This is a genomic window from Trinickia sp. EG282A, assembly GCF_040965455.1.
In the GTDB taxonomy this organism is placed as follows: domain Bacteria; phylum Pseudomonadota; class Gammaproteobacteria; order Burkholderiales; family Burkholderiaceae; genus Trinickia; species Trinickia symbiotica.
The window spans coordinates 816340-835808 of the sequence record NZ_JBFRCC010000001.1 but is presented as its reverse complement, the minus strand read 5'-3'; the positions used below and the strand labels follow the sequence as shown (position 1 = coordinate 835808).

The following is a 19469-nucleotide window of genomic DNA, read 5'->3' as shown; positions in this document are numbered from 1 at the left end:
ATCGTTCATCTATGACTGCCCAAGCACGAGGCTCACGTTGCTGCCTCCGAATGCAAACGAATTGCTCATCACGAGGCGGCCCGGCTGGAGCCGCCGCGCATCTTCGACGAGATCGAGCGCCGGCAGCGAGGGATCGGGCACGCCATCCCAAAGGTGGCGCGGCAATACAGTCCCCTCGTTCGTGAGCAGGAGCCAGGCGAAGCCAAGCTCGGTCGCCCCTGCCGCGCCGAGTGTGTGGCCCGTCAGCGGCTTCGTCCCACTCACGGGAACACCGTTTGGAAAGACACGCGCCATGAGCCGGGCTTCCATCTCGTCGTTCTTGCGTGTCGCCGTCGCGTGCAGATTCACATAGCCGATCGCTTCGGGCACCGCACCGGCGTCATCGAGCGCGGCGCGCAGCGCGCGCTCACCGCCGGCTCCGCTCGGATCGGGGGCCGAAATATGATGGGCATCGCTCGATTCACCCGCACCGGCAAGCACGGCGGGGCCCTCTTCCCGACTCATGAGGAAGACAGCGGCTGCCTCCCCCACGTTGATGCCTGAGCGATTGGCGCTCATCGGATTCATTCGGGACGAGCTCGTCGATTCGAGCGCCGAAAACCCGCGCACCGTCGTCTCGCACAGCGAATCGACGCCGCCGGCCACGACCGCATCGCATAGGTTCAGTTGCAGCAATCGCCGCGCGGCGACGATGGCCTTCGCGCTCGACGTACACGCCGTCGAGATCGTGAAAGCCGGCCCTTGCAGGCCGAGCGCGGCCGCTGCGAACGGCGCCGCCGTGCCGATCTCGAGCTGAACGTAATCGAAAGCTGCCTTGCATCGCTCGTCGCGCGCGTTTCCCGCAAGCGCCGCCTCGGCCGCGGCGATACCTGATGTACTCGTGCCCAGAACGACGCCGATGCGCCCAGCGCCATAGCGCTCGCATGCAGCCGCCACCGCCGGTCCGATCTGGACCAGCGCGGCAAGCAGCAGCCGGTTGTTGCGGCAGTCGTAGCGTCGCAAATGCGGTGGCGGCGCGACATCGAGCGGCGCCGTCACGCGTCCGACGAACGCCGCGCCTGTCTCACCGAATGCCGCGACACCCATGCCCGGCGCGCAATCGGCAACGAGGCCTCGAGCGACCGCGTCCGTATCGCCGCCGAGCGCGTTGATCATGCCGAGGGCATGCAAGTAGACGAGAGGCGATTTCATCGACGGCCTCCGGACTGAATCGGCGGCATGCCGATCGGCGCGAGCAGCACGGACACGCTGATGCCGAGCGCGAGCGTCGCCCCGAAACTCTTGAGAACCGACATCGAGCTCGCCGCGAGCAGGCCGAACGAGAGCAACGTCGTTGCGGCGGACAGTGCAACGCCGGTCCAGACCGCACCCAGATCCGCGCGCTCGCGCAGGCAGCCCTCTCGGAGAAAAACCGCGTAGTTGAGGCCGACGCCGAGCACGAGCATTAGCGCGAGCCAATTGAAGAGCGTGAGCGGGACTCGCGCATAGCCGAATGCGGCAAGCGCTACGCCGATGGCGAGCGCGACCGGAAGCATCACCGCGAGACCGCCGATGAGACCGTACCTGAGGGCAAGCAGTACCGAAACGAACACGAGCGCAATCGCGAGCCAGATGCCGCAGTCGTCACGATAGGCGCCGAAGAGTCGCGAGACGCTCGCCGCCTTATCGACGAAGACGACGCCCGGCTGGCCCTTGGCCAGCTCGCCCAGCGCGGGCAGCTGATCCGGTGCCGCGCCCAGTGGCATCACGAGGGCCGCGTAGCCCACCTCGCCCGCGCCGGCTGTCGAGCCGAGCCACAGATGTCGATAGGGTTGCGACCACGGCTGCGCGAGCCAGCGATCTACCGTAAGCGGTGCGTCGTTCTTCGCGAATGCATGGCTATATCGATCGGCGACATCCTCGCGAAAGCCTGCCTGAAGGAGCGTCGCACGCAGCGCGGACGGCTCGCCGAAGACGGCCTTTGCCAGCAGTGCGCGATCGGCGTCCTGCCGACGCACTGACGGTACGAACCGCGAGACCGACTGCCATCCCGCAAGCCGTTTCCCGCCGACCGGTGCATCGAGCGCGGCGGAAAGCGTCTCGCAGCGCTCGAGCACCTGCTCGGGCGTCGCGCCTTTGACGAGGAAAAAGCGGCTCGTGTCCTCGATGCCGATTGCGTCTCGTACTTGCTGTTCCTCGCTGACGAGCAACGGATCGCGCTGAACGAGCAAGTGAATGTCGTCGTTCGCCTTCAAGCGCAGCCAGCCGGGCACGGCGGCCGCGATGACGACGACGGCGAGCAATCCCGCGCGCCAGCCGCCGATGGCGGCATGCCAGCCCGACGCAAGCCGCGCCGCACCGGCGAAGAGGTGTCGCGGCACGCGGCGCGGCGGTTGCCGCAGAAACGACGGCAACAACGAGAGTACCGATCCGAACGCCACCGCGATCCCTGTCATCGCAAAGCATGCGATCTGTTTCAACGCGGGAAACGGCATCCATGCAAGCACGGCGTAGCCGAGCAAGCTCGTTGCCAGCGCGATGGCGAGCGCCGGCCGCACGGCGCGCGCACCTTGCCGCGCATCCCACTGGCTACCGGCGCCCAGATAGAGCACGAAGTATTGAATCGAGTAGTCCACTGCCTCGCCGATGAGGCTCGTACCGAAAACGAGCGTCAGCAGGTGGATTTCGCCGAAGACGAGCATCGTGGCGGCGAGCGCGCAGACGATCCCCAGTGCGGTCGACGCGAACCCGAGCAACATCAATTTAGGAGACCGAAAGATCCAGAGCATCAAGAGCGCGATGCCGAAGATCGACACGATGCCGATTCGATGAACGTCCCGCTCGGACGCTCGGCGTCCCGCGTCCGCATAGAAGACCGCGCCGGCGCGCAGGATGCGCACGTCCGGATAGGACGCGCGAAGCTTCGCTTGGCCTTCGGCGACGGCAGCGCGCACGGCAGCTTGCACCGAAGGCTCATAAGCGGATCCCGGCAGGTCGGCCATGACGAGCACGCTCGTCACATCCGCGCGGTGGGTAACGAGCATGCCGTCTTCCAGGACGAGATTCGAGGCGGCAAGCGGCAGCGATGCGATCCAACGGCCGAGCCAGCCGAACGGATCGACGGCAAGCGGCGTGGCGAAGCCCGCTCGCAGCGGATTGTAGAGATGCGTGGCCAGCATCGAGGATAAAGCGGGACTGTCGCCGTCGAGCGCGAGACGATCGGCGTCGGTCAGCAGTCGAAATCGATAGGCCGAATAAAAGCGGGCAACCTGCGTTGCATCGAACGGGGGCAACTCGGCCACGATGCCGCGAAACGCCCTCGTTCCAGCAAGCGTCGCGGCAAATTGCCTGGCAGCTGTCTTCGCTCGGTCCGCGTCGTCGCTGCTCACGAGGAATACAGTGCGGTCGCCCATCGCCGATGCCAGCGTGTCGACCGCCCGCTCGGCGATCGGGTCGGCCTCCGTTCGAGGCACGAGCGCGAGCAGGTTGGTCTGCAACGGCGAGGGACCGGCAAACCGCCATATGCAGTACAAGACCGCTGCCAGGGCGAGCGCGAGCCAGACGATGCGGACGCCGCCGAAGCCTCTGACCGTAGCCGAGCGCAAGCCACCCATCAGCGCGCTCCAAACAGCGCGAGGTCGGCTGCCGCTGGTGCGCCGACGACGGCACTGTCGACAAAATCGATGCGGGTGATGTCGCCGCTCGCCGATCGGATCACGAGCGAGCGCAAGAACTCGCCGCCCTCCATTTGCAGGCTGTCGATGGCCTGAGCGATTTGCGGCTGGTTCGGCGTCAGCTCGATGCGCCACTGCGCCGGTGTGCCCGTTGCTCTCACATCGAACTGGGCATAGAGCGCGGACAAGTCCCCGCCGAGCATGGCGCGCATCATCCGCGACACTTGGGCAACGCCAGCGCTGGCGCGGGATCGGCCAGCTTGCGCGGCCCGTTCTCCGTTGGCGCCGATCCGCGCGACGCCCGCGTCGCCGATCACGTAGGCCGCGGCATAGGGCGTATCGATGCGCCAGATGACGCCGCGCTCGCGCACAAACAGCAGCGTGCCGGTGCTGACGAGCGGACTCTTCAACGCGGCGAGCGTCTGTGTTTCACGAAAGCGGGCCCGTATGGCCGGCTTTTCCGCAAGACGGGCGGCAACGGCGGCCACGAGACCGGCCTCGCGTGCGCCCGTTTGCGAAGCCACAAGGCTCGCCGGGGCCTGCGCCACAGCGGGCGTCGAAGACGATGCGGATGCCGCGATAGAGGCATGCGTGAGGGCGAAAAAGCATGCCGCGCTCAGCGTCATCGAGCGCGAATTCGGCCAGCATCGCCGAAGCGTTCGCAGCTCATTCAGCGCGACCATAGACGCTCCACCTTCTCGAACACGACGGGCGGCGACTCGAACTGCAATTCACGCGTCGCGGCACAGATCGCGACTTGAACCGTATAGCCTTTCGTGAGCCGCTCCCCCGAGGCTTCATCGACGATGATGTAGCCGATCTTCAAGCGGTTCGCGTATTCGAGCAGCTCGGTTCGGACTTGCAGCACCTGCCCGTATGTCGCGGGCCGCACATACTTCAGATGGGCCTCGACGATCGGCCAGAGAAAACCCGACGCTTGCATCTCGGGATAGTCGTAGTCGAAGACGCGCAAGAGCGCGGCGCGCCCCACCTCGAAGTACTTCAGATAGTGGCCGTGCCAGCAGACGTTCATGGCATCGACGTCATGAAAAGGCACCTCGACACGCGCGCTGGCGGTAATCGAGCGATCGCTCCGTTCCATGTCTAGCGCGCTCCGTGCGTCGAATCGTTCGTTGAAACGACGAGCGCCGCGTCCGCCATCTTCGCGGTCAAGCGGCGCAGGTCGGGCTCGAGCGGACGATCTTCATCGACGAAAGGTGATACCGCCGCCACCTCCTCGACGAACGTCGCCAACGGTGCGGTCAAGACGTCCTCGCGGGCTTCCATGGCGACGCGCAGGCGCGCCGCCTGAACCGTGGCGAGCACATGAGCCGCCGCGACCTGCTCGGTCAATTCGATGACGCGCAGGCAGTCGCGCGCGGCAATCGTCCCCATGCTGACTTTGTCCTGGTTGTGCGACTCCGTCGAACGCGAAAAAACGCTGGCCGGCATCGTCAGCTTCAGCGCTTCGGCCGTCCATGCCGAAGACGAGATCTGCACGGCCTTGAACCCGTGGCTGATGGCCAGGCGCGCCGGCGATGCGCCCGAGAGATTTCGCGGCAACCCGTTGTTGAACTTCTCGTCGACGAGCAGCGCAAGTTGCCGATCCATCAGATCGGCGAGGTTCGCGACAGCCGTTTTCATCGCATCCATCGCGAACGCGATATGGCCTCCATAGAAGTTCCCCCCGTGCAGCACGCGTTCGCGGTCAGGGTCGACTAGCGGATTGTCGTTGGCACTGTTGAGTTCGTTCTCGATGTCGCGGCGCATCCAGGTGAGCGCATCGCAGGCGACGCCGATCACGTGCGGCGCGCAACGGATCGAATAACGATCCTGCAGACGCTGACCCGGCGCATCGTCGCGGCCCGCGAGATCGTCCCGGATCCACTCGGCGGCCAGCGCCTGGCCCGCGTGCGGCTTGGCGTCGAATATGAGCCGATCGAAATGCGCGGCGCGTCCGTCGAGCGCCACCGTCGCAAGCGCCGTGAGGCGCGCCGCCACTCGCGCAAGGTGCGCGGCGCGCACGAACGCGAGGCAAGCGAGTCCCGTCATGACGGCCGTCCCATTCATCAACGCGAGCCCTTCTTTGGGCGCAAGAACGAGCGGCGCGCGGCCGAGCCGCGCCCAAACGGCCGCCGCCGGATGAACGGCTCCTTCGAACGTCACGTCGCGCTCTCCGACGAGCGCGGCGGCCACGTACGAGAGCGGCGTCAAATCGCCGCTCGCCCCCACCGATCCCTCCGCGGGAATCCTCGGCAGCACGCGTAGATTGACGAGATCGGCGAGCCGCTCGAGCAGGACACCGCGTACACCCGAGTAGCCGTATGCCAGCGAGTTCAATCGCGCGACGACGACCGCGAGCGTTTCCGCCTCGTCGAAATGCCGGCCCATCCCGCACCCGTGATAGCGCGTCAGTTGCAGCGGCAACGCCTCGACCAGCTCGGGCGGCACATCGACGACGCAGGCGTCGCCATAGCCGGTGTTGACGCCATAGACCGTCGCCCCCGCCGCGAGTCGCACCCGCAGAAATTCAGCGCCGCGCTCGATATGGTCCCGCCAGTGCGGATCGTCGCTCAGGACGACACCGCGGCGCCCCTTCGCGACAGCGACGACGTCCTCGATCGTCAAGCGCCGCCCCCCGACGACGACGCTCGCCGTCCGATCGCGACGTAATTCCTGAGCCAGATCACGCTCGGCCATTCGGTGCTCCGCTGGGCCGCGCCCAGAAATCGAAAAAGTTGAACCATTGAAACGGCGCCTTGCGGCAGTAATGCTCGAGCCGCTCCGCATAGCGTCGTGCGTAGGCCGCCAGATGCTCGGCCCTGTCGCGACGCGGCAACTGGATCCGCTCGGCGAATGGCTCGAAGTAGAGCCTGTGGCGCCGGCCTTCCTTGAGGCAAAAGAAGAGATAGACGGGACACCCGAGCGCATGCGCGAGCACGTAGGGCCCTTGCGCGAACGGCGCGATGGCGCCGAGAAACGGTGCATCGACGGTGCGTCCCGCCTCGTGAGCGGGAACCCGATCGCCGACGATGACGAGTAGTTCCCCCGCGTCGATGCGCGCCTGCATCAGCATGGCCGTTGCGGGGCCGAAGTCGTCTACCTCGAGCAGCCGCAGCGAGAAATCGCGGTGCGCCCCCGCGAGCACGCTAGTGAAGCGCCGCGCATGTTCCGTGTAGACGACCGCCGTCACCTTGGCATGAGCGCCGCGCACGGCAAGCGCTCGCGTCATCTCGAGATTGCCGAGGTGCGCGCCGATGACGAGGGCGCCACGCCCGCTCGCCACGAGCGCCTCGAATGGCGCTGAGTCGTCGAACGCGACTGCAGCGGAACCGATACGGCCTGACCAGGCGGCAAGCTTGTCGAGCCCCGCTTGCGCGAATGCGAGCATTTGGCGATAGGCCGATAGCCAACCCGGACGGGGCGTACCGGCATCAGGCGAAGCCTCCCGCAGCCGCGCGAAGTAGCGCCGCGATTCGGCGCGCGCGGCACGGCCGGTCAGCAGGAAGTACGCGACGATCGGGTGCAGCCATAGTCCCGTCGCGCGCGTGCCGAACAGCCGGCAGCTCAACGCGAGCAGTTGCATGCCGACGAGGCTGCCACGCTCGGCGATCCGCCACCAGCGCGCCGGTCCGCCGGCGTTCGGCGCGTTGGCGCGGCGCGACACCTTTCGCGCTAAGAGCAACGGCAAGCGGAGCAGCATGCCGGCGACGAGACGCGTATGACTCTTCGTGATGCGGATGTTGTCGCGAACGACGTCGAAATGCGAGAGCCCGCCTTGCGCATAAGTCACGCGCGTCGCGATCGAACGAAAGCGCACCCCTCGCCACGACAGCCGCACGAGAACCTCGATGTCGAAGTCCATGCGCGTCGGCAATGCGACCTCGTCGATCAGCCGGCAAAACACCTGAAGCGGATAGAGCCGAAAGCCGCACATCGAATCGCGGATTTCGAACGACAACGTCTCGACCCAGACCCAGAGATGCGTCAGATAGCGCCCGTAGAGACGCGATTTCGGCACTGTCTCGTCGTAGACGGGGCGGCCAAGCACGACGGCGTCGGGCGCCTCGCGCGCGGCCAGCAGGAACTTCGGCACGTCGGCCGCGTCGTGCTGGCCATCGCTGTCGATCTGCAATGCGTGCGTGAAGCCGGCGGCGTGCGCCGCTTTGACTCCGGCCATCACCGCGGCGCCCTTCCCTCCATTCCGGGGCAGACGCAGCACGGTGACGAGCGGCGCATGGACGCGCTCGAGATCGGCAAGAACGGCTTGCGTCGCGACATCGCTGCCGTCGTCGACGATGATGAGAGGCAGGCCGTGCGGCACGAGCCGTGCGACGGTCGTACCGATTTCTTTCTTGTGGTTGTAGATCGGGATGACGGCGCAGACGCGGATGCTCATGGGCGCCCCCGGTAATCGATGACGCCCGATGCGCATTCGCGCTCGCCGAGCCGATACGAAAAGCGGACACTCCCGCGCGCCGCGTCATGGCCGAGGGTCAGGCGCAGCGTTGCGTTCGGCGGTACCGGCGCCATGAACTTCAATCGATGAATCGACTTGATTTCGCGCACGCCGTCCAGATGATCGGAAGCCAGATCGATCGCCCAGTCGACCATGACTACGCCCGGCAAGATCGGCAGTCCGGGAAAGTGGCCGCTGAAATGAACGAGCGTGGGCGGCACGCGCAACTCGTAGTGCCAAGCGTCGGCGTCATCGAGCCGCGCAAGCACGTCGACGCCGGTCGGCCTGGGTCCGAACGCGGCGGCGACGGCCGCGGCGGGCAGCTTGCCCCGCCCGTCAGTCGGCAGCGACGTGCAAAAACGCCACCGGCGTGGCAGCACGACGACGTCGACGTACTGGGCCAGATGAGTCCGCAGCGCGCGAATGAGCTCGACGCGGCCAACGTCTCGCAATGCGACAGCACCCTTTCCCGTCAACGAGACCAGGACGCCGAGGCGCTCGCGCGACGTTCCAGAGACGACGATGGCGGCGGCTTGGGCGACGTAGGAATGCGCGGCGAGTGCCGTTTCGATCTCGGGCAACGCGACGCGTTTGCCGTCGAGCTTGACGATGCGGTCGAGCCGCCCGCGCAAGCGAAAGCGGCCGTTTTCATCGAAGGTCACCGCATCGTCGGTACGGTGCCAGCCGTCATGGCTGAGATGTGGCGAGCGCACGGCGAGCGCCGTATCCGTGTCATCGCGCGCGACCTCCACGCCCGGCAACGGCTGCCAGGCCGATGAGACATGCTGCTGGCGCCATGCGATTCCACCGGTCTCCGTGCTGCCGTAAATCTCCGCGGGAGCGATGCCGAAGCGGCGGGCGAACGCAAGTGCCGTCGCTTCGTCCAACGGGGCGCCCGAAGAAAAAAACAAGCAAGGCGCGGGGATCAACTCGCCGAAGCCCGGGAGCGCCGGCCAGCGCGCGAGTTGCGCAGGGCTCGAGACGACGGCGCCTGCGCAGCAATGCGCGAGACGCCTGACCAACTCGAGCGGCTCGCCGCACGTCGCGCGATCGAATGGCCGCCCCGAAGCAAGCGGCCAGAACAAACGAAAGAGCAGCCCATAGATGTGCCGATGCGGCACGCTGGCAAGCATCGTCGCCTGGCCGACTGTCCGGCCCCATTGAGCTTCCAGCGTACGCACCTCGGCGTCGAACTGCGCGAGCGTCTTGCTGACCGGCTTAGGCGCCCCGCTGCTGCCCGATGTGTAGAGCGTCAACGGCGCGAAAGGATCGATCCTCAGCTCGTTCGAGGAGAGATCGTCATGCACGCCCATCGGCCCACACGCGGGTTTCACGGCGCTGGCGTCAGCGTCGGTCACTATCGCGTCATAGGCGTTTTTTCCCAGTGCCTCGAGATAGCCGGGTGCCGCATTGGCAGGAATCACCGCCTCCTTGCCCGTCGCCAGCATGGCAAAGAGCGCGCAAACGAATTCGAAGGGGTCATCGAGGCACAGCGCGTATCGATTGCCGGCCATCGAGCCAAACCGCTGCACGTACGCGTGCACGCGCCGCTTGAAAGCGACCCTGTCGATCGTCGTCGCGCCGTCGACACAAACCGGTGCGGAGTCGTCGCAACGATCGAGCAGGAGCTCGTGAAGGGCGATCATGCCATTCCCCTTCCGTCGTCGTGTGGCACGAACATCCGCCGCCACACGATCTCGCCGGCGATCAGCAAGCCGATGAGCGCATAAGCGATGACACCGTTATAGAGCGCCCACTGAACGCGGGAGCCATACCACGCGAGCGCGGCGGCCGTCGCGCCATTGGCGGCAAAAAAGCCGCACCAGACCTGCGTGACGCCGCGCGTATAGCGCACGGCGCGCGCGCCGAGGTCGGGTTTGCGCATGCGCGCGAACTTCTCGATCATCGATGGGCCGCCGCCGGCCAGGGTCGCGCCGAAAACCGCGAGCATTCCGGCATTGACGAGAACCGGATAAAAGCGCAGCAGCAGTTCGCTGCCGGTGAGCGCGATCGCGGCGGACGCACAACTGAGCCCCCCCGCGACGATCCACTCGAGGGCGCTGAGCCGCGCGAGCAAACGGGCGAGGCTGCCCGCCCCCAACCAGCGCTGCACCCAGAGCAGCGCGAAGAGGGCGAGCCCCGCCCAGCGGGCCGATCCCGTGCGCCAGGCGGCGAGCAGCACGATCGGGTAGGCAAGCTTGAGCGCCACGCCGAGCGCGGCGCGGGCACACTGACCGAACGCGCCGCTCGCGTAGCTCGCGCCCGACGAAGCGCCGGCCGGCAAATCACGCATCGGCCGAAGCCAGGAGCGTTTTGACGGCGCCGATGACGTCGCCGACCGTTCGCACCGCCTTGAACTCTTCGGGCTTGATGCGCCGGCCGGTCATTTCCTGCAGCTTGATCGCAAGATCGACGGCGTCGATGCTGTCGAGATCGAGCTCTTCGAACAGATGCGTTTCAGGCATCACTCGCTCGGGCTCGATCGCGAAGTTCTCGTGAAAGATGGCGCGAATGCGCTCGAGGATCTCTGCGTCCGTCACGATGGGTCCCCCTGGGTTGCAGTGTCGTTATCGGTTGGCGCGTGCGCGCGCTGGCTCTCGACGAGCGCGGCGAGTGTATTGATGGAACGGAAATACTCGCGCGTGCGCTCGTCGTTCGCCGCGATCGTCAGTCGATAGTGCTTGCGCAGCACGATGCCGATCTCGAGTGCGTCGATCGAATCGAGACCGACTCCGTTCGTATCGAAAAGCGGCGCATCGTCGTCGATATCGTCGGGGCTCATATCGGTCAAATCGAGCGCGTCGATCAACAACTGCTTGATTTCAAGTTTTAAAGAATCCATACGTAAAAAGATGCTGGGTAATGACAGCCTCGACCGAATGCGTGAGCGTGCGCGCGGCCAGCGAGGGCGGCATATCGGCTCCCTTCAGTCGTTCGGGCGCAAGCGGCTCGAGCACGGCGATGCGCATGTGGAACGGACGCTCCGGCACGTCGTACCAGCGCATCCCTTTCGCGAATGCGGGCGGGTTGCAGTCGATCAGAACCGGAAGAATCGGAGTGCCGCTCTTCGCCGCCATGTGCGCGAACCCGCGCGAAAACGGATGCAGTCGATCGCGCGCCGGGCTGCGCGTTCCTTCGGGAAAGACAATCATCGAATAGCCCGCCGCGAGCTGACGCGAACCGGCCTCCACAAGTTCGGCCGGATCGGCATTGCTGACGTATTCGGCTGCCCGGACGATCCCCCACATGCAGGGGTTGCCCCAGTGCGCGCGCTTCACCACGCAGCAGGCGCGCGGCGTCAATGCCAGCAGCATGACGACGTCGAGATAGGTGGGGTGATTGGCAACGACGATGTACGGCTGCTTCCCACGCAGCAACGCGGCCCCCGTGACGTCGAGCTTCATGACGCCGATCACGCGCAGCACCCGAACGAGCGCACGGAAGAACCAGTGAATAACGGTAGCGACCAGGCGCTGCCGCGAAGCGCGACGCGGCCATAGACAGGCTGCCGGAAACAAGACGATCGAGAACAATCCGCCGCAGATGCCGAATACGACGAACGCGGCGGCCGTCGCGACGAGCCGCCAGCCCCAGCCGAAACGGTCGCCGAGACTGCGGTCGACGCTTGCCGCACCCGGTGTGCCGCCCGAGACCGTTGTGTCCTCGACGGTGTCGGCCCAATCGGGAGATCGGCGCAATGCCTGGCCGATTTGCAGGCGAATACGCTTCATGGTGCGCCTTCCCCGTTCCATTGCCAGCGGCGCCCCAAGCCCTCCCACGCGGCCGGGCCGGACCCGCTGAGCCCATGCACGACAGCATCGCTTTGCACGGCGAAACGGGTCCCCGCGACTTGCTCGAGTGCATGCGCCGCCCCATCGGGCTTCGATGTAGCGACGCGGCAGCGAAGCCCTGCCGTGGCCGATGCATCGATAAGAATGGCCAGGGCGCCCGCGCCGACCTCATCGTCCACCGCGCCGTAACGCGCATCGGCCGGCTCATCGGCGTAGACGAGCAACACCGGCGACGACGAGTCTGCGCTCCATTGGGCATGCGCTTCCAGCAAAGCGTAGCCGAGCGTCTCCGCGCCCGCGGACATCGCCGTGGCTGCCGAGCCGTCCCGGCGCGCAATACCGAAAACACCCGTCATCGCGTTCAACACGGACAAACTGAATGCCGTCGGAGAAACGGGCTGATCGGAAGCGATGCTATCGAGGATATCGGTGGTCCGGCGCAGCTCGCCATGCCGCGACGCAAAGACGACTCGGAGAGCGCTCAACCCCGCCGCGCATTCGTGAGCGACGTGAAGCGCCATTTTCGATAGGACGCTCAAGCGACGACGGACCATCGGCTCGATGAATGGCAGCGTGGGCGTACCGGCGCCTGGCGACCAATACGACCAGCGGGCGACCGGAATGGTCCAGTACATGTCGAGCATATCGAAGCGTCCGCAGCTTGTTCAATGGCCGGTTACCCGGCGCAAAGACGCGGACGACGACAGTCCCGCTGCACTCGCGCCCACCATACCCCCGAGTTGGCCAATGTTCTTGTTTGTCCTTGCCTGAACGCCGGGGAGCGCGCCTGATCGAATGACGACGGCTACGGCGCGGCTGATTTCAAGCCCAAACGCCCCGGAATTCGCGGGGGAGATAATACTGAAAAAACAGTCTCAAAAACAGCGCTGTCTGCATTCGTATCATTCGCGCTACGCGTCACTGGAAAAAACAGGCGACGAATTCCTAGCGAAAATGCAGAAATTCCTGATAGTCGATTCAGGATTCCGGACACACCCGCTTTGTCGAGCCAATTTGCCCGTTTCGAAAAGACCGGACTGTGCTAGAATCCGCGCCCCTCAATGCGGCTGGGCGTTGCCCGACGACGACGCGGACGGCGGCGTGACGGCAACCTCGTTCGATGCGCCGCCGTGCTTGTCGACCGGAATGCGGATCGTGCGGACGACGCCGTTGCCGAGTGGGAAATCGGCGAGCGCGCTGCGCACGAGATACGGCATCGCGCGAACTAGCGAGGGCTCCTCGTCCGTATTGCGCGCCGTCACGTTGTAGACCTCCTTGCCCGATGCCCGCTCCGTGATCCGAATGCCAAGCGTATGCGTATAGACGGGGTACGACTGGCTGACATAGCCCGCCGGGAACGGGCCGAATGGCCCCCACGGATCGATCGGTCGCCAGAACGGCCCCGGCCAGGGGTTCGCATAGTAGACGGGCTGCGAAACCGTCACCGTACGCCGTGACTCGAGTACTCGAGGGCGACGAGGTAATGCGCCTGCGCACTCGGCACCTGCTTGAACGAGTCACTCGCGAGTTCGTTGGCCACCCGTTGCTCGTACGTCGCCTGTTCGATGCTGTTTTGCTGTTGCGGCGTGCGGCTAAACGCGTAAGTCCGCGTCGCATCGCTGCCGCTCCACTCGGAAAACGCCGTCACCTGTGTCGTCACGTACGTCGTGCAGCCCGAGAGCCACATTGCGCCTATCGCAAGCACTGGCATGACCGCGCGCCGCCATTGCTCCCACTTCGCCATCATCTTCTACCTCGCCTTATCTCAAATGCTCGCCGACCTCCCCCGAGAGGCCGGTGCGATGATACGCCAACGCGGCGAACGCGCCCGCGCCTTTGTACAATGGCTGGGATCCCTTCATCCAAGTATCGATCCGCCATGTCCGACACCGCCACTTCCACTGTGATTCGCCGGGCCGACTACACGCCGCCCGCCTTCCTGATCGATTCCGTCGCACTGGAGTTCGACCTCGTGCCCGAGCGTACGTTCGTCAAGAGCACGATGCGCGTGCGCCGCAACCCCGACGCGGCGCCTGCTGCGCGACTCGACCTGATGGGCGAAGCGCTCGAGCTGGTCTCGGTTGCGATCGACGGGGCCCCGCACCCGGCCCATCGCGCGCACGAGCATGGACTCACCGTGGACAATGTTCCCGACACCTTCGAGCTCAGGATCGAAAGTATCTGCAAGCCGGCCGAGAATACGACGCTCTCGGGCCTTTACGTATCGAGCGGCAACTTCTTTACGCAATGCGAGGCGGAAGGTTTCAGGCGCATTACCTACTTCCTCGATCGCCCCGACGTCATGTCGACCTATACGGTGACGATCAGGGCCGACAAGGCGGCTTACCCCGTGCTGCTGTCGAACGGCAACCTCGTCGAGGCGAGCGACCTGCCCGACGGCCGGCATGCCGCGAAATGGGAAGATCCGTTCAAGAAACCGAGCTATCTCTTCGCGCTCGTCGCCGGCAAGCTCGTCGCGCTCGAGGAGCGGATCCGCACGAGCTCGGGCAAGGAAAAGCTGCTGCAGGTCTGGGTCGAGCCGCACGATCTCGACAAGACCCGGCACGCCATGGATTCGCTGATTCACGCCATCCACTGGGACGAGGAGCGCTTCGGCCTCGAGCTCGACCTCGACCGTTTCATGATCGTCGCGGTCAGCGATTTCAACATGGGCGCGATGGAAAACAAGGGCCTCAACATCTTCAACACGAAGTATGTGCTTGCTAATCCGGAAACTGCGACCGATACGGATTTCGCCAACATCGAGGCCGTGGTCGGTCACGAGTACTTCCACAACTGGACGGGCAACCGCGTCACTTGCCGAGACTGGTTCCAGTTGAGCCTAAAGGAAGGCCTGACGGTGTTCCGCGATCAGGAGTTCTCAGCCGACATGCAAGGCGGCGCGACCGACGGCGCCGCGCGAGCGGTGAAGCGCATCGAGGACGTGCGCGTGCTGCGGCAGATGCAATTCGCCGAGGATGCGGGCCCGATGGCGCATCCGGTGCGGCCGGAAAGCTACGTCGAAATCAACAACTTCTACACGATGACCGTCTATGAAAAAGGCGCGGAAGTCGTGCGGATGTATCAGACGTTGTTCGGCCGCGAGGGTTTTCGGCGCGGCATGGACCTCTACTTCAAGCGCCACGACGGGCAAGCGGTAACCTGTGACGATTTTCGCCACGCGCTGGCCGATGCAAATGGCCGCGACCTCACGCAGTTCGAGCGTTGGTACAGCCAGGCGGGCACGCCGCGCATTGCCGTGCGCGCCGCCTATGACTCGGCCGCGCGCCGCTATGCGGTCACGCTCTCCCAACGCTACGGCGACGCCGCGCCAGCCGCGCGGGAAACGCAGAAAGGCCCGCTTCTGATTCCGTTCGCGATCGGCCTGATCGGCCGAGACGGTGCCGATCTGCCATTGCGCCTCGAGGGCGAGCCGGCGGCCGGCGGCACGACGCGCGTGCTCGAGTTGACCGAGGCCGAACAGACCTTCACGTTCGTCGACGTCGAGCAACCTCCGCTACCCTCGCTGCTGCGCAACTTCTCGGCGCCCGTCATCGTCGAATACGACTACACCAACGACGAACTCGCTTTTCTGCTCGCGAACGATAGCGATCCGTTCAACCGATGGGAAGCCGGCCAGCGCCTCGCGACGCGCGAACTGCTGGCGCTCGCCGCGCGAGCCGCCGCCAATGAGCCGCTGTCGCTCGACGATTCGGTCGTCGCCGCGTTCGCCCGCGTGCTGACGGACGAATCGCTTTCCCCGGCATTCCGCGAGCTCGCACTCGTGCTGCCCTCCGAACCCTATCTGGCCGAACAGATGGCCGAAGCGGATCCGGCGGCCGTGCACACGGCGAGACAGTTCGTTCGCCAGCGCCTTGCCACCGCACTGCGCGACGAATGGCTGGCCGTTTATGCGCGCCATGAAACACCGGGGCCCTTCGACCCGACGCCGCAAGCGGCCGGACACCGGGGGTTGAAGAACCTCGCACTTGCCTACCTGGCCGAGCTCGACGATCCATCCGATGCCATTCGCCTGGCCGTCGCGCAATACGATTCCGCCAACAATATGACCGATCGTGCCGCGGCGCTTTCGGCGCTGCTCGCAGCGTCCGCTACGCGTTCGACAGCGCAGGCGGATCGAGCGCTCGACGACTTCTATCGGCGCTTCGAGCGCGAACCGCTCGTCATCGACAAGTGGTTCGCGATGCAAGCCACGCAGCGTGGCAGCCAGGAGCGGCCGATCATCGAAACGGTGCGCAGGTTGATGGCACATCCGGCGTTTACGTTGCGCAATCCGAACCGCGCGCGCTCGCTGATATTCAGCTTCTGCTCGGGCAACCCCGCGCAGTTCCATGCCGCGGACGGCTCCGGCTATGCGTTCTGGGCCGAGCAGGTGATCGCGCTCGACGCATTGAACCCGCAAGTGGCCGCGCGCCTCGCGCGAGCGCTCGAGCTCTGGCGGCGCTATACGCCGGCGTTGCGCGAGCGTATGCGCGCAGCGCTCGAGCGCGTAGCGGCGCAAGCGTCTTCGCGTGATGTCCGCGAAATCGTCGAAAAGGCACTGGCGTAATGCAACCTGCCTGGACGATGTAACGGCCGTTAGCGCCGCCCACGCCCTCGAGCGTGGGCGACCGCGCAAAAACCCGCGGCCAGGTCCGCCCCGGCGAGTAAAATTCCGGCATCTCACTTGGCTTCCCGGAGTCCGCAATGTCCTTGCAACGACGCACCACCCTCACGAAGTATCTGATCGAGCAGCAACGCGAGAACAACAATCTGCCCGCGGATCTGCGCCTTTTGATCGAAGTTGTCGCGCGGGCGTGCAAGCTGATCAGCTACCACGTCAGCAAAGGCGCGCTGGGCGAAGCGCTCGGCACCGCGGGCACGGAGAACGTCCAAGGCGAAGTGCAGAAAAAGCTCGATGTCCTGTCGAACGAGATCCTGCTCGATGCCAACGAATGGGGCGGCAACCTCGCTGCGATGGCCTCGGAGGAAATGGAAACACTTTTCCCGATTCCTTCGGAATACCCGCGCGGCGAATACCTGCTCGTCTTCGACCCGCTCGACGGCTCGTCGAACATCGATGTCAACGTCTCGATCGGCACGATCTTCTCGGTTTTGCGTTGTCCGAACGGCTCTGAAGCAACGGAGGATTCGTTCTTGCAGCCCGGCACGCGTCAGGTGGCGGCCGGCTACGCCGTCTACGGGCCGCAAACCGTCCTCGTGCTGACCACGGGCAATGGTGTGAATGGCTTCACGCTCGATCGCGAACTCGGCTCATGGGTGCTGACGCATCCCAACATGCGCATCCCTGAAGACACGCGCGAGTATGCGATCAACGCATCTAACGCCAGGCACTGGTATCCGCCCGTGCAGCAATACGTGAACGAACTCATGGCCGGCAAGACGGGGCCGCGGCAAGCGGACTTCAACATGCGCTGGGTTGCGTCGATGGTGGCGGACGTTCATCGTATTCTGAGCCGCGGCGGCATCTTCATGTATCCGGCCGATCGGCGCACGCCCGACAAGCCCGGCAAGCTGCGGCTGATGTACGAAGCGAACCCGATGTCGTTCATCGTCGAGCAGGCAGGCGGCGCGGCAACGAACGGCAGGCAACGGATTCTCGAGATCGAGCCGAAGAGCCTCCACGAGCGTGTGGCGGTCTTCCTCGGCTCGAAAAACGAAGTGGAACGCGTGACCCGATATCACGAGGAAGAAACGGCGGCCGCCGGACGAAGCGCATAAAAATTTGATGCAGGGGCTTGCAACGAACGCAGACCTGTCTCTATAATCTCGTTTCTCCGGTTGCCGGAATAGCTCAGACGGTAGAGCAGCGCATTCGTAATGCGAAGGTCGGGGGTTCGATTCCTCTTTCCGGCACCAACAGAATCATGCAAAAGGCCCAGTCCTCGGATTGGGCCTTTTGCTTTCAGCTGCGATCGACACTGCTCGCATGCCGCAACGGTGGGCGAATAGGAGCAATGAAAACGGCCGCATATCCCTATGCGGCCGCTTTCATTTGTCGACGTGCCTCAAATGTCGAAGAACACAGTCTCGCGTCCGCCGTCGGGCGTGTCTTGCAGCCGGATATCGAACGTGTAGACCGTTCTTCCGTCGCGCTCACTGCGCTCGGCGATCAGCGTTTTGCGCCGAACTTCCCATTCGATGCCCGTCAGTACCGGGTCGCGCTGATTGGCCTCGGCTTCGTCGCTGAAGTAAAGACGCGTGTGCAAGCCGATATTGATCCCGCGCGCGAACAGCACCATGCAAATGTGCGGCGCCTGGGTCATGCCATTGCGACCCGCAACCTGCCCCGGCTTGATCGTCTCAAACCGATAGAGGCCTGTCTCGAAATCCGCACCGGTGCGCCCCCATCCGCGAAACGACGGATCGAGCTGTTTCGCCTGCCGGTCCGCCGGATGCGCGTATTTGCCGTCGGCATTGGCTTGCCAAATTTCGACGAGCACATCGCGCACGAGCGAGCCGGAACCGTCGTAGACGTGCCCTTGGATGTCGATGCGCTCGCCGCGTGTCTCGTCCGCCACGAGCACATTCCCGAAATTGTTCTCGAAGATATCGAAGCCCGCCTGCTTCGGCGCAAGGCCGATATGGACATAAGGGCCTCCCGTTTGCGATGCCGTCTCGTCGAAATGGACGAGGCCCGACGACGCCGGCGACGGATGCGGCGAAAAGAAAAACGGTTTGGAGGACATCACTTAGCTCCCTGAATCTGAATCGCCTGCTCGAAATGCGTGGCACGCCGCCCGCGCAGCGTGATGTCGAAGCGATAACAGCGGCTGTCGAGCGGAATGTGATTGGCCGTATCGAGCAGCGCAATGAGCCCGCGAATCTGCTCTTCGCCCGGGACAGTCTTCAAGATCGGGCATTGAGCGATGAGGGGATCTCCCTCGAAGTACATTTGCGTGATGAGCCGTTGCGCCCAGCCGTCGCCGCTCAGCGAGTAATGGATATGCGACGGCCGCCAATCGTTGATACGGTTGCGCCACGGGTAGGGGCCGGGCTTGATCGTCCGGTAGAAGTAGTACCCGTTCTCGTCGGTCAGCATGCGCCCGCATCCGCCGAAGTTCGGATCGATCGGCGCGATGTATTTGTCGTTCTTGTGACGGTATCGGCCGCCCGCGTTGGCCTGCCATACCTCGACGAGCGCGTTGCGCACGGGACGCCCGAACTCGTCGCGAACATAGCCGTGCACGACGATGCGCTCGCCGATCGGCAGTCCGTCTTTCGCGAAATTCATGATGAGGTCGTTGTCGAGCGGGCCCAATTCATCCGGCGAAAAAACAGGCGCTGTCGTTTCCGACAATGTGGCCAGCGTCGAAATCAGCGCATTGCGCGGCGAGCGCAGTACGCTCGTCTTGTAGCCGGCCGTGTAAGCGGGCGGGTGAAGCGTCGTCTCGCGCTGCGCGAATTCGCCGTACGCCGCGCCCTCCCCGGCTGCCGAGATATGCATCGTTCGTCTCCTCTAAACGGATGGCCGCGGCCAAACGCGCCACGGCGAGCCCTCAATGTAAGTTGAATAAAGCTTTAGGTAAATTGACATGTTCTGCC

16 protein-coding genes, 1 tRNA gene and 1 pseudogene are annotated in these 19469 nt (G+C 64.9%); 3 read left to right on the top strand and 15 right to left on the bottom strand.

Annotated features, from left to right (window positions below; genetic code table 11):
• Positions 1-9: 9 nt before the first annotated feature.
• From AB4Y31_RS03815 to AB4Y31_RS03755, 13 genes and pseudogenes are all read right to left on the bottom strand, one after another.
• Positions 10-1191, bottom strand: coding sequence for a beta-ketoacyl-[acyl-carrier-protein] synthase family protein (locus AB4Y31_RS03815; protein ID WP_368672775.1), 1182 nt, complete (start codon positions 1189-1191; stop codon positions 10-12).
• Positions 1188-3593: an MMPL family transporter gene (locus AB4Y31_RS03810; RefSeq protein ID WP_368672774.1), complete on the bottom strand. Its 2406-nt coding sequence runs from the start codon at positions 3591-3593 to the stop codon at positions 1188-1190. Before AB4Y31_RS03810 ends, AB4Y31_RS03815 begins: the two co-directional genes overlap by 4 nt.
• Positions 3593-4336, bottom strand: coding sequence for an outer membrane lipoprotein carrier protein LolA (locus AB4Y31_RS03805; protein ID WP_368672773.1), 744 nt, complete (start codon positions 4334-4336; stop codon positions 3593-3595). Before AB4Y31_RS03805 ends, AB4Y31_RS03810 begins: the two co-directional genes overlap by 1 nt.
• Positions 4324-4755 carry an acyl-CoA thioesterase gene (locus AB4Y31_RS03800; protein WP_368672772.1) on the bottom strand — a complete coding sequence of 144 codons (432 nt, stop codon included), beginning with the start codon at positions 4753-4755 and terminating at the stop codon, positions 4324-4326. Before AB4Y31_RS03800 ends, AB4Y31_RS03805 begins: the two co-directional genes overlap by 13 nt.
• A gap of 2 nt (positions 4756-4757) precedes the next feature.
• Positions 4758-6353: a histidine ammonia-lyase gene (gene hutH, locus AB4Y31_RS03795; protein ID WP_368672771.1), complete on the bottom strand. Its 1596-nt coding sequence runs from the start codon at positions 6351-6353 to the stop codon at positions 4758-4760.
• Positions 6340-8052, bottom strand: coding sequence for a glycosyltransferase (locus AB4Y31_RS03790; RefSeq protein ID WP_368672770.1), 1713 nt, complete (start codon positions 8050-8052; stop codon positions 6340-6342). The genes hutH and AB4Y31_RS03790 overlap by 14 nt, the downstream gene beginning before the upstream one ends.
• Positions 8049-9758 carry an AMP-binding protein gene (locus tag AB4Y31_RS03785; RefSeq protein ID WP_368672769.1) on the bottom strand — a complete coding sequence of 570 codons (1710 nt, stop codon included), beginning with the start codon at positions 9756-9758 and terminating at the stop codon, positions 8049-8051. The genes AB4Y31_RS03790 and AB4Y31_RS03785 overlap by 4 nt, the downstream gene beginning before the upstream one ends.
• On the bottom strand, positions 9755-10405 hold the full coding sequence (locus AB4Y31_RS03780) for a hypothetical protein (protein ID WP_368672768.1): 651 nt from the start codon (positions 10403-10405) through the stop codon (positions 9755-9757). The genes AB4Y31_RS03785 and AB4Y31_RS03780 overlap by 4 nt, the downstream gene beginning before the upstream one ends.
• Positions 10398-10652, bottom strand: a complete 255-nt coding sequence (locus AB4Y31_RS03775; protein ID WP_368672767.1) for an acyl carrier protein — start codon at positions 10650-10652, stop codon at positions 10398-10400. The genes AB4Y31_RS03780 and AB4Y31_RS03775 overlap by 8 nt, the downstream gene beginning before the upstream one ends.
• Complete coding sequence (locus AB4Y31_RS03770) at positions 10649-10954, bottom strand: phosphopantetheine-binding protein (RefSeq protein ID WP_368672766.1); 306 nt, start codon at positions 10952-10954, stop codon at positions 10649-10651. Before AB4Y31_RS03770 ends, AB4Y31_RS03775 begins: the two co-directional genes overlap by 4 nt.
• Positions 10935-11843, bottom strand: a complete 909-nt coding sequence (locus AB4Y31_RS03765) for a lysophospholipid acyltransferase family protein (protein ID WP_368672765.1) — start codon at positions 11841-11843, stop codon at positions 10935-10937. Before AB4Y31_RS03765 ends, AB4Y31_RS03770 begins: the two co-directional genes overlap by 20 nt.
• The gene (locus AB4Y31_RS03760; RefSeq protein WP_368672764.1) at positions 11840-12547 is read right to left on the bottom strand and encodes a beta-ketoacyl synthase chain length factor; all 708 of its coding nucleotides are present in this window, start codon (positions 12545-12547) and stop codon (positions 11840-11842) included. The genes AB4Y31_RS03765 and AB4Y31_RS03760 overlap by 4 nt, the downstream gene beginning before the upstream one ends.
• Before the next feature lie 414 nt (positions 12548-12961).
• A pseudogene (locus AB4Y31_RS03755) lies at positions 12962-13614 on the bottom strand (DUF4136 domain-containing protein).
• A 168-nt stretch (positions 13615-13782) separates the two neighbouring features.
• Here AB4Y31_RS03755 and pepN point away from each other — a divergent pair.
• The 3 genes from pepN to AB4Y31_RS03740 all read left to right on the top strand — a co-directional run bounded on the left by pepN (position 13783) and on the right by AB4Y31_RS03740 (position 17783).
• Positions 13783-16473: an aminopeptidase N gene (pepN, locus tag AB4Y31_RS03750; RefSeq protein ID WP_368672763.1), complete on the top strand. Its 2691-nt coding sequence runs from the start codon at positions 13783-13785 to the stop codon at positions 16471-16473.
• Positions 16474-16610: 137 nt separating this feature from the next.
• Complete coding sequence (locus AB4Y31_RS03745; RefSeq protein ID WP_368672762.1) at positions 16611-17645, top strand: class 1 fructose-bisphosphatase; 1035 nt, start codon at positions 16611-16613, stop codon at positions 17643-17645.
• Between the two features lie 62 nt (positions 17646-17707).
• A tRNA-Thr gene (locus AB4Y31_RS03740) sits at positions 17708-17783 on the top strand.
• 149 nt (positions 17784-17932) lie between these two features.
• Here the strand turns inward: AB4Y31_RS03740 and pcaG are convergent.
• Positions 17933-18613 (bottom strand): protocatechuate 3,4-dioxygenase subunit alpha, encoded by a 681-nt coding sequence (pcaG, locus tag AB4Y31_RS03735; RefSeq protein ID WP_368672761.1) that lies wholly within the window; start codon positions 18611-18613, stop codon positions 17933-17935.
• Complete coding sequence (gene pcaH / locus AB4Y31_RS03730; RefSeq protein WP_018440566.1) at positions 18613-19371, bottom strand: protocatechuate 3,4-dioxygenase subunit beta; 759 nt, start codon at positions 19369-19371, stop codon at positions 18613-18615. Before pcaH ends, pcaG begins: the two co-directional genes overlap by 1 nt.
• Between the last annotated feature and the right edge of the window lie 98 nt (positions 19372-19469).